Origin of the sequence: Calidithermus chliarophilus DSM 9957, from assembly GCF_000430045.1 — a bacterium.
Taxonomy (GTDB): domain Bacteria; phylum Deinococcota; class Deinococci; order Deinococcales; family Thermaceae; genus Calidithermus; species Calidithermus chliarophilus.
The window spans coordinates 1,033,606-1,042,696 of sequence record NZ_KE387023.1 but is presented as its reverse complement, the minus strand read 5'-3'; the positions used below and the strand labels follow the sequence as shown (position 1 = coordinate 1,042,696).

The 9,091-nt window shown below is 70.8% G+C and carries 10 protein-coding genes, 1 tRNA gene and 1 pseudogene; 8 read left to right on the top strand and 4 right to left on the bottom strand.

Annotation, left to right across the window (positions count from 1 at the left end):
* Positions 1 to 698 (top strand): hypothetical protein (locus MEICH_RS23675; RefSeq protein WP_036218325.1); only part of this gene is annotated, 698 nt, incomplete at its 5' end.
* A gap of 169 nt (positions 699 to 867) precedes the next feature.
* Here the strand turns inward: MEICH_RS23675 and MEICH_RS0104980 are convergent.
* Both MEICH_RS0104980 and MEICH_RS0104975 read right to left on the bottom strand, forming a co-directional pair.
* The gene (locus tag MEICH_RS0104980) at positions 868 to 1,896 is read right to left on the bottom strand and encodes a M20/M25/M40 family metallo-hydrolase (RefSeq protein ID WP_027891696.1); all 1,029 of its coding nucleotides are present in this window, start codon (positions 1,894 to 1,896) and stop codon (positions 868 to 870) included.
* On the bottom strand, positions 1,893 to 2,546 hold the full coding sequence (locus tag MEICH_RS0104975) for a response regulator transcription factor (protein ID WP_027891695.1): 654 nt from the start codon (positions 2,544 to 2,546) through the stop codon (positions 1,893 to 1,895). The genes MEICH_RS0104980 and MEICH_RS0104975 overlap by 4 nt, the downstream gene beginning before the upstream one ends.
* A gap of 110 nt (positions 2,547 to 2,656) precedes the next feature.
* Between MEICH_RS0104975 and MEICH_RS0104970 the strand changes: the two genes are divergently transcribed.
* Positions 2,657 to 3,169 carry a hypothetical protein gene (locus MEICH_RS0104970; RefSeq protein ID WP_027891694.1) on the top strand — a complete coding sequence of 171 codons (513 nt, stop codon included), beginning with the start codon at positions 2,657 to 2,659 and terminating at the stop codon, positions 3,167 to 3,169.
* A gap of 165 nt (positions 3,170 to 3,334) precedes the next feature.
* Positions 3,335 to 3,411 (top strand) — tRNA-Ile (locus tag MEICH_RS0104965).
* A 75-nt stretch (positions 3,412 to 3,486) separates the two neighbouring features.
* Here MEICH_RS0104965 and queF read toward each other — a convergent pair.
* Positions 3,487 to 3,891: a preQ(1) synthase gene (queF, locus tag MEICH_RS0104960; protein WP_027891693.1), complete on the bottom strand. Its 405-nt coding sequence runs from the start codon at positions 3,889 to 3,891 to the stop codon at positions 3,487 to 3,489.
* Positions 3,892 to 3,908: 17 nt separating this feature from the next.
* Positions 3,909 to 4,520: a queuosine precursor transporter gene (locus MEICH_RS0104955; protein ID WP_027891692.1), complete on the bottom strand. Its 612-nt coding sequence runs from the start codon at positions 4,518 to 4,520 to the stop codon at positions 3,909 to 3,911.
* Between the two features lie 72 nt (positions 4,521 to 4,592).
* Between MEICH_RS0104955 and MEICH_RS0104950 the strand changes: the two genes are divergently transcribed.
* From MEICH_RS0104950 to MEICH_RS29805, 5 genes and pseudogenes are all read left to right on the top strand, one after another.
* The gene (locus tag MEICH_RS0104950; RefSeq protein ID WP_027891691.1) at positions 4,593 to 5,309 is read left to right on the top strand and encodes a sugar phosphate isomerase/epimerase family protein; all 717 of its coding nucleotides are present in this window, start codon (positions 4,593 to 4,595) and stop codon (positions 5,307 to 5,309) included.
* Between the two features lie 436 nt (positions 5,310 to 5,745).
* The gene (locus MEICH_RS0104945) at positions 5,746 to 7,257 is read left to right on the top strand and encodes a phage tail sheath family protein (protein ID WP_027891690.1); all 1,512 of its coding nucleotides are present in this window, start codon (positions 5,746 to 5,748) and stop codon (positions 7,255 to 7,257) included.
* 135 nt (positions 7,258 to 7,392) lie between these two features.
* Entirely contained in the window at positions 7,393 to 7,914 is a 522-nt protein-coding gene (locus tag MEICH_RS0104940) for a phage tail protein (RefSeq protein WP_027891689.1), read from the top strand.
* 7 nt (positions 7,915 to 7,921) lie between these two features.
* The gene (locus tag MEICH_RS0104935) at positions 7,922 to 8,635 is read left to right on the top strand and encodes a T4 family baseplate hub assembly chaperone (protein WP_027891688.1); all 714 of its coding nucleotides are present in this window, start codon (positions 7,922 to 7,924) and stop codon (positions 8,633 to 8,635) included.
* A pseudogene (locus MEICH_RS29805) lies at positions 8,632 to 9,091 on the top strand (hypothetical protein); the annotation flags it as partial. The gene MEICH_RS0104935 and the pseudogene MEICH_RS29805, both read left to right, overlap by 4 nt.

The window sequence follows — 9,091 nt, the reverse complement described above, 5'->3', positions numbered from 1 at the left end:
GTCTCGAGCTGGCCCGCCCCCGCCTGCGCGAACTCCGGCAGCTCGGGCTGCACGGCCTGGCCCGCCGTCTCGAGCGCTACTTCCCCGAGCTGGCCGTGCCCGCCGCCGCCCCGGCACTCCCCCCCTGCTCCGCCGGGTCGTGCTGCCTCGAGGTGCTGGGCCCGGTGCAGCTCTCGGGCAGGCCCATCGCCGGGGTCAAGCGGCAGGAGCTATTGCTGTGCCTGCTCGAGGCCCGCCTGCTCGGGCGCTCCGGGGCCGGCCCGGAGGAATTGCAGGCCGCCCTCTACCCCCACACCGAAGCGGGCGTGGCCCGGGTGCTGCTCGAGGACCTCATCGACCGCACCCGCACCGCCTTAGGCCCGGTGGTGGTCGGCACCCCGCAAGGCTGGGCGCTGGGCGCCGTCACCTCCGACGCCGAGCGCTTCCTCCAGGGCGGCGACACCCGGCTGTGGCGCGGCGTCTACCGCCAGGACCTCCCCGGCGGCCTGCCCCAAGCGCGCGAACGCCTGCACTCCAGCCTCTACCAACGCGCCTGCGCCCTGCTGGAGCACGACCCCCTCGAGGCCGCCCGCCTCGGCCGCCTCCTCCTCGAGGCCGAACCCTACGACCCCCGCGCCCTCACCCTCCGCCTGCGCCTCCTCCAAGCCACCCGCCAGCCCAACCCGGAAGCTCGAGACCCGGCACTGGCGGGGAGCTAGCGATAAGCCGTCAGCTTGTGGCCCGTAGTTTGTCTAAGGTCTAGGGTCCAGGGCGTTTTGCGTCTTGCGTTTTGCGTCTTGCGTTTTGCGTACGACGTAGGACGTACGACGTACGACCGGCGTTAGGCGTTGGGCGTTCGGCTATCGGCTATCAGCGTTCAGCTATCGACTAAATCCCCCTCAACCCCCGCGCCAGCGCCCACAGCGCCTTCGCCCCCTGCACCAGCGACTCCGGCTCGACCCACTCCTCCGGCGTGTGAGCCCCGCCGCCCCGGTAGGTGCCGAAGGCCAGGGCGGGGATGCCGGCCTCGACCGCCGCGGAGGCGTCGGTGGAGCCCGATAGCCAGCGCACTTCCTGGCCCACCTCGGCCAGGGCCAGCCGGGCGGCGCGCTGCATCTCAGGGGTGGCGGTGGCCCCGGCGGGGCGGCGGCCGAGCACCTCGAGCTCCAGCCGCACCCCGTGCTTCTGCGCCGCGCTCATCAGGGCTTCGCGGGCCTGCGCCTCGAGCTGCTCGAGCATGGCGGCCTTGCTGGCCCTGAGGTCGAGCTCGAAGCCCACCTCGGCGGGGATGGCGTTGATGGCCTCGCCGCCCCACACCCGGCCCACGTTCACGCTCACGTCCTCGTGCTTCTTCAGCTCGTAGAGCGCGCTGAGGGCCTGCCCCAGCGCGGGCACGGGGCTGGGGTTGGTCCGGTCGCCCCAGGCGTGCCCGCCGGGCCCCACGAACAGCCCCCGCAGGCGCACCGAGCCCACCGCCTCGGTGACCACGCCGGGCATGTAGCCGTCCACGGCCACCATCATGCGCGGGGACAGCCGCGCCACCAGCGCCCGCGCCCCCTTGAGGTTGCCCAGGCCCTCCTCGCCCACGCTGAAGCCCAGCCCGACCCCCAGGGGCAGCAGCAGGGGGGCCAGCGAGAGCAGCACGGCCACGCCGGCCGAGTTGTCGCCCACCGCCGGGGCGAACCACTTATCGCCCTGCTGCCGCACCGGGCCGGGGGTCAGCACGGTGTCGATGTGGGCCACCAGCAGCAGCCCGCCCGCGCCGGCCCAGACGTTGCCCAGCTCGTCGCGGTGGGGGGTGAAGCCCATCTCCCCCAGCCGCCATGCGACCCACTCCCCGCGCCCCAGCTCCCCGGCCAGCGGGCCGAACTCGAGCAGCAGCGAACGGGGGTCTAGGTGGACGGCCTGCGCACTCATTCACCCTCGCCCGACTCGGCCAGCCCCTCGCGCAGGGCGTAGAGCGCGGCCTGGGTGCGGTTGTTGAGGTGGAGCTTCTGGAAGATGTCGGACAGGCGGTTGCGTACGGTCTTCTCCGAGAGGGAGAGCTCGCTGGCGATCTCGAGGTTGGTGTAGCCCTGGGCGACGAGCTTGAGGATCTGCACCTCGCGGTCGGAGAGCTCGGCGTGGGGCTTGGGCGCGGTCTCGTTCTTGCTCTTGAAGTCCTGGATGATCTGCTCGGCCATCTCCGCGTCGAGGAGCACCTCGCCGGCCTGCACCCGGCGGATGGCCTCGAGCAGCTCCTTGGCGTCGGCGTCCTTGAGCATGTAGCCGCGCGCGCCGGTCTTGACCGCCTCGAAGACGTAGGCGTCCTGGCGGTACATCGTCAGCATGATGACCTTGGCCTGGGGCCACTCCCGCAAGATCTCCTGGGTGGCCTGCACCCCGTCGAGGCCGGGCATCTGGATGTCCATGAGGATGATGTCGGGGCGGGCCTCGAGGGCGTGGCGCAGCGCCTCGCGCCCGTCCTTGGCCTCCCCGATCACCCGGAAGTCGGGCTCGGCCTCGAGCAGGCTCCGCAGGCCCTGCCGGAACAGGGCGTGGTCATCGGCGAGCAGGATGCGTATCATTACCCCTGATTCTACCCTCCTTCCGCCCCGGGGGTTTAGCGCCCGGCTCCAGGGTCCGGGACGGGGCTACGGGCTATCGGCCACCGGCCCTCTCCTGTAGCATGGGCGCGATGAGACGTGCGCTGAAGTCCTTACTCCTCCTGGCGACCTTGGCCCTGGGCAGCGCGCTGGCCCAGGACAGTTGGGTGAGCCTGCGCGGCGGCCTGGGCGCGGGCGGCACCGCCGCCTACGGCTTCGCGGGCAGCCTGGACCTCGAGCTCGAGTGGCTCGACCCCACCCTCGGCGTTTACCCCCGGGGCAGCGTGGCCTACCTCTTCGGCGTGGAAACCCTCTTCAGCGGCCCCCTCCTCGGCGTCTTGTTCGAGGGCGGGGGCGTGCTCTACTCCAACAACGACCGCACCGGCCTCTTCGGCGCCGTGCGGGGCGGGGGCGGCGTGCTGGTGCAGGGCGGGAGCGGCGTCTTCGTCACCACGCTGGGCCTGAGCGCGGGCTACCGCCTGGCCGACGGCCCCCTCGAGCTCGGCCTCGAGGGCGGCCTGCGGGTCACGACCACCGAGTACAGCGACGTGACAGTGCTCGAGTTCAGCCCCCGGGTGCGGCTCAGCGCGGGGGTTCGCTTTTGAGAGCGTTTCCCACGGATACCCCGCACAGCCGGGGTAAAACACCCGCCGGGATCGGCGGGTGTTTGTGGGAAACGCGACCATGCCGGAGCCACCCGGCAGCCTTACTTGACCAAGCCGGGTGGCTTCGCTATATTAGGGGGCGCTGTCCCTGCGGGGGCGCCACGTGGGCGGTTAGCTCAGCTGGTTAGAGCACACGCCTGATAAGCGTGAGGTCGGTGGTTCGAGTCCACTACCGCCCACCACGAAAAGCGAGGGAGCTCGAGGGCACTGTTACCCTCGAGCTCCTTTTTTGGTCCCGAACGCCTCGACCCGCAGGGTTAGGGCCTCTGCCCGCGCTCGGCGGTGACCACGATCCCGATGCCGCCTCGAGGGGTCTGCTCGAGCGTGACCTCGAGCCAGGCCGGGTCGATGGCGGCCACGATGTCGTCGGCGATGCGGGCGGTGAGCTCTTCGCAGAAGGCGGGCTCGTCGCGGTAGGCCCACAGGTAGAACTTCAGCGACTTGCTCTCGATGCACCTCTCCTTAGGGGTGTAGGAGATCCGCACCCGGCCGAAGTCGGGCTGGCCGGAGCGCGGGCAGATGGAGGTGAACTCGGCGGCTTCGAAGGTCACGCGGCCGACGTTGGGCGCTCGGAAGGCCTCGTCGGCGAGCACCTGGCGGGCCTCTTCGAGGGACTTGGGGCGGGGCATGGGCCCGCTGCGGGGGAGCCAGAACTTGTCCATGAGGGCAAACCTCCCGTTCAGTAGCCTTCCAGCGCCAGCCCTTGCGAGCGCAGGGCGTTGCGCACCCAGTAGACCAGCGGGATCAGCACGGTGCTCACCAGCATCTTGACCACCACCTGGCCCAGCATCAGGTTGAGCAGGGGCGCCCCCGTGCCGGCGAAGGCCAGCGTGATGAAGACGACCGTGTCTAGGGTGGTGGACACCAGGTTGGAGGCCAGGACCCGGCTCGCGATGGAGCGCTTCAGGCGCTCGAAGACCAGCGCGTCGAGCCAGGTGGAGACCCCGTAGGCCACCAGCGAGGCGACGACGACGCGGAAGGTGGTGCCGAAGACCTGGGCGTAGGCGCCGCCGTCGAACCACGCCGGCTTGGGCAGCACCGTCACCAGCAGCCCGTAGAGGGCCAGCAGGGCGTTGGCGGCCAGGCCCGCCCACACCAGCGACTTGGCGACCCTCCAGCCGCCCACCGTGTGCACCGCGTCGCGCAGGGTGAAGGTGAGGGAATAGAGGAAGATCGCGCCGGGCAGGACCCACGGGCCTATCTGTACCAACCGGCCTGCCGTAGCATTGGAAACGAGCTCGGCCGCGATGTAGACGGCCACCAGGCTCACCAGAAGGTTCTCTTTACGCATGTGCTTCTCCCAGACCCTCGATTCTTCCACGTTTTTCGCCCATTGCCAATAGCACCCTAAGGAGGCCCCACCGTGAGGATCGGAATCCAGCTCTACAGCGTGCGCGACGCCCTGGCGCAGGACTTCGAAGGGACGCTGAGGCGCGTGGCCGCCTTCGGCTACGAGGGCGTGGAGAGTTTCGGGCAGTTCACGAGCGCTAGGGAAACCCGGCAAATCCTGGAGGGCTTAGGCCTCGAGGCGCTGGGGCGGCACGCGGCCTTCGAGGCACTGGTGCAGGGGCTAGAGGGGGAGCTCGAGTTCTGCCTCGAGCTCGGCGCGCCCTACCTGGTGTGCGCGTGGTCGAAGGCCGACGCCGCCTGGCCCTGGCCGCGCATCGCCGAGGAGCTGGGGCGCATGGCCGAGCGGGCCGAGGCGCACGGGCTGAAGTTCGCCTACCACAACCACGCCCACGAGCTGCTCGAGCGTGTGGACGATGCCCCGGCCCTCGACCTGCTGCTGGCCCAGCCCCGCGTTCACGCCGAGCTCGACGTGGCCTGGCTGCACGCGGGCGGGGTGGACCCGGCCCAGTACGTGCGCCGCTACGCCGCCCGCACGCCCCTGCTGCACGTGAAGGACGTGGCCCGCAAGGGCGAGAGGTGGGAGACGGTGGAACTCGGGCACGGGGAGGTCAACCTGAGCGCCGCCGTCGCCGCGGCCCAGCCGGAGTGGCTGGTGGTCGAGCAGGACCACAGCCCCGACCCCCTCGGCAGCGCCCGGCGCAACCTCGAGGCCCTGCGCGAACTGCTGTAGGTGCGGGGGGCACATTTAGCTTTCGTTCACCTTTCCGGCCGGGCCCAGGCCCGGCCTTTGCCCATCCAGCCCCGGCTCGAGCCGGTTCGTGGGCCGGGCAAGGGCGGGGCGGTCGCTTGACACCCCCGGGGGCCTGGCCTACCCTGAAACGGAACTAACAGTTCGCAACCGACCGCGTCGCGCACCCGCCCGCCTGTCCCAGGCCCGCCCCGACGCTTGCCCATCCCGGTCCGGTCAGCGACGGTCCGGCGGGACGGGCCAGCGGTTCAGGGGGAGGCCATCATGGCTCAGCGGGTTGGTCGGCACTGCGGTCGTGGCGCGGGCGAGTCGGGCCCCAGGGCGGGCCCGGCGGCGCCGTAACGTCGGTGTAACGTCGGATCAATCACAATCAGGCCCATATTCCCTCCGTCTTCCCCTAAAACTCAAAGGAGGCGTCATGCCAGTCACACCGAGTTATCCAGGGGTCTATATTGAGGAATTGCCCAGCGGGGTCCGCACCATTACCGGGGTAGCCACCTCCATCACCGCGTTCATCGGGCGCGCGCGGCAGGGGCCGGTCAACGAGCCGGTGATGGTGCGCAGCTTCGGGGAGTTCGAGCGGGTGTTCGGCGGGTTGTGGCTCGAGAGCACCCTGAGCTACGCGGTGCGCCACTACTTCGCCAACGGCGGCAGCGACGCGCTGGTCGTGCGCGTTCACAACGGGGCCACCAAGGCCTCGCTGGCGATCTCGGGGGCGCTGACGCTGGAGGCCAAGAACGAGGGGGCCTGGCCCAACGCCCTGCGGCTGGTCGTGGACCACGACACCAAGGACCCCGCCGACACCAGCCTCTTCAACCTCAGGGTGCAGAACGCCGCCGGGGAGACCCTGGAGAACTTCCCCAACGCCTCGAGCAACCCCGCCAACCCGCGCTACGTGGCAAGCCTGCTCGAGCGCGAGTCGCGGCTGTGGCGGGTGAGCGGCAGCGTCAGCGCACGCCCCGCCGCCGACACCTACGACCTGGCCGACACCACGCCCCCCGCCGGCGTCACCATCACCGCCGGGAGCGACGGCAACGCCCTGACCCTCAACCAGTACACCGGCTCACAGGCCAACAAGACCGGCGTCTACGCGCTGCTCAAGGCCGACCTCTTCAACCTGCTGTGCGTGCCGCCCCCCGCCTTCGGCACCGACTTCGCCGACGGCGACTGGGACAACTTCTACCAGTTCTGCCAGGACCGCCGCGCCCTCTTGATCGTGGACGCGCCCCGGTGGGCCGACAGCGCGGCGGCGGTTTCGGGGATCGCGGGCTTCACGCGGCACAAGAACGCGGCCATCTTCTTCCCGCGCGTCCGGGCCCCCGACCCGCTGCGGGAGAACCGCCTCGAGGAGTTCGTCCCCTGCGGCGCGGTGGCCGGGGTGATGGCCCGCACCGACGCCTCGAGGGGCGTCTGGAAGGCCCCGGCGGGCCTCGAGGCCACCCTGAGCGGGGTCGCCGAGCTCAGCGTCCCGCTCACCGACAAGGAGAACGGCGACCTCAACGTGCTGGGGGTCAACTGCCTGCGGGCTTTGCCCAACGTGGGGCGGGTGGTGTGGGGCGCGCGCACCCTCGAGGGAGCCGACCGGCTGGCCTCGGAGTGGAAGTACATCCCCGTGCGGCGCATGGCGCTGTACCTGGAGGAAAGCCTCTACCGGGGCTTGCAGTGGGTGGTCTTCGAACCCAACGACGAGCCCCTGTGGGCCCAGATCCGGCTCAACGTGGGGGCCTTCCTGCACAACCTCTTCCGCCAGGGAGCCTTCGCCGGCACCACCCCGCGCGAGGCCTACTTCGTCAAGTGCGACAAGGAGACCACCACCCAAGACGACGTCAACCGCGGCGTCGTCAACATCCTGGTGGGCTTCGCGCCCCTCAAGCCCGCCGAGTTCGTCATCGTCAAGCTGCAGCAGATGGCGGGGCAGGTGCAGGCGTGATGATGCCTAACGCCTAAAAAGCAAAAACCCAGGACAGAGCAAATGCAAGCGATGAAACCACAGTGTAGCCCAATTTTTTTCTTTTAGCGTTCGACGTTCGACGTTCAGCGTTCGGCAAACCTAAGGAGGTATTCAATGGCGCAATTCAGCGTGAACGCGACCCGATTCGACCCCTACAAGAACTTCAAATTCCGCCTCAAGTGGGACGGCCGCTACGTAGCGGGGGTGAGCAAGGTCAGTGCGCTCAAGCGCTCGACGGAGGTGGTGGAGCACCGCGAGGGGGGTGACCCCTCGACGGGCCGCAAGTCGCCGGGGCGCACCAAGTACGAGGCCATCACCCTCGAGCGCGGCGTGACCCACGACGAGGAGTTCGAGAAGTGGGCCAACAAGGTCTGGAACTTCGGCTCCGGCCTGGGGGCCGAGGTCTCGCTCAAGGACTTCCGCAAGGACGTCATCCTCGAGGTCTACAACGAGGCGGGGCAACTGGCCATCGCCTACCGCATCTTCCGCTGCTGGGTCTCGGAGTACCAGGCCCTGCCCGACCTCGACGCCAACGCCAACGCGGTGGCCATCCAGACCCTCAAGCTGGAGAACGAGGGCTGGGAGCGCGACTATGAGGTGGTCGAACCCAGCGAGCCCAGCTTCACCGAGCCGTAGGTAGGCCATGTCCCCCGACGCCCCGACCTGGCTGGGGGTGTGGGAGCAGGGCCAGCGGGCCACGCCCCTGCAACGGGCCCTGCTGATCCTGCAAGCCCTGGCCCCGGACACCTCCTGGCACGAGCTCTGCCGCCTCCCCCTGGGCGAGCGCGACGCGCGGTTGCTGGCGGCGCGGGAGGCGCTGTTCGGGCCGCGCCTCGAGGCCCTCGCCCGCTGCCCGGCCTGCGGGGAAGCCCTCGAGCTGGGCCTGCGCGTAGCCGACCTGCGGCTGGGGCAGGGCCCCGCGCCGCAAACGGTGGAGCACGGGGACTACCGCCTCACGCTGCGCCCCCTGGACAGCCTGGACCTGGCGAGCGCGCTCGGCAGCCCCGACCCGGCCCGCACGCTCACCCTCCGGGCCGTCGAGGAGGCGAGCCACCAGGGGCGAAGCGTGGAAGGGGCGCAACTGCCGCCGGAGGTGCTGGACGCCGTGGCCCACCACCTGCCCGAGACCGACCCCCAAGCCGACCTCCTGCTGCGGCTCTCCTGCCCCGCCTGCCGGCACGCCTGGGCCGCGCCCTTCGACCCGCTGGCCTTTTTGTGGCGCGAGCTGAACGCCTGGGCCCTGCGCACGCTGGCGGAGGTCCACCGGCTGGCCTCGGCCTACGGCTGGCGCGAGCAGGACATCCTAGCACTCTCCCCCGCCCGGCGGCAGCTTTACCTGGGGATGGTGGGGCCGTGAACCCCTTCCTGAGCCGCCTCATCGCCCAGGCCCAGGGGCAGGCGCCCACGCTCGAGCCCCGGCTGCCGGGCCGTTTCGAGACCCCCGCCCGCTTCGAGGGGAGCTGGGCGGGCGAAGCCGTGGAGAGCCTGGAGCAGGCAGCGCCTCGAGCGCCCGGCCCAGCCCCTGCCGAACCCGCCCCGCTCGAGCCCGCCCGACCGGAAATTCCGCCCCCTGCACGGCCCTCGCCCCGGTTGGCAGACCCGCAGGCCCCGGAGCCATCCGGCCGGAGGAAGCGCTCGAGAGCCGAGAAGCCGGAACTCGAGGCCCGCCCGTCCCCCATCCCGCACCCTGAGCCGTCGCCTGCGCCGCTCGAGCCTCCCCCCGCCCACGCCCACGACCCGCTGCCCGAGCCGCCGCGTGAGCCGGGCGTCCGGCCAGCGCGGGTCGGCGCGAGGGTGGAAGGGGCGGAAAACC

Coding starts and splice junctions, on each gene's coding strand:
- MEICH_RS0104980 (WP_027891696.1), bottom strand. CDS start 1,896: ATGAGTGCGCAGGCCGTCCACCTAGACCCCCGTTCGCTGCTGCTCGAG.
- MEICH_RS0104975 (WP_027891695.1), bottom strand. CDS start 2,546: ATGATACGCATCCTGCTCGCCGATGACCACGCCCTGTTCCGGCAGGGC.
- MEICH_RS0104970 (WP_027891694.1), top strand. CDS start 2,657: ATGAGACGTGCGCTGAAGTCCTTACTCCTCCTGGCGACCTTGGCCCTG.
- queF (WP_027891693.1), bottom strand. CDS start 3,891: ATGGACAAGTTCTGGCTCCCCCGCAGCGGGCCCATGCCCCGCCCCAAG.
- MEICH_RS0104955 (WP_027891692.1), bottom strand. CDS start 4,520: ATGCGTAAAGAGAACCTTCTGGTGAGCCTGGTGGCCGTCTACATCGCG.
- MEICH_RS0104945 (WP_027891690.1), top strand. CDS start 5,746: ATGCCAGTCACACCGAGTTATCCAGGGGTCTATATTGAGGAATTGCCC.
- MEICH_RS0104940 (WP_027891689.1), top strand. CDS start 7,393: ATGGCGCAATTCAGCGTGAACGCGACCCGATTCGACCCCTACAAGAAC.
- MEICH_RS0104935 (WP_027891688.1), top strand. CDS start 7,922: ATGTCCCCCGACGCCCCGACCTGGCTGGGGGTGTGGGAGCAGGGCCAG.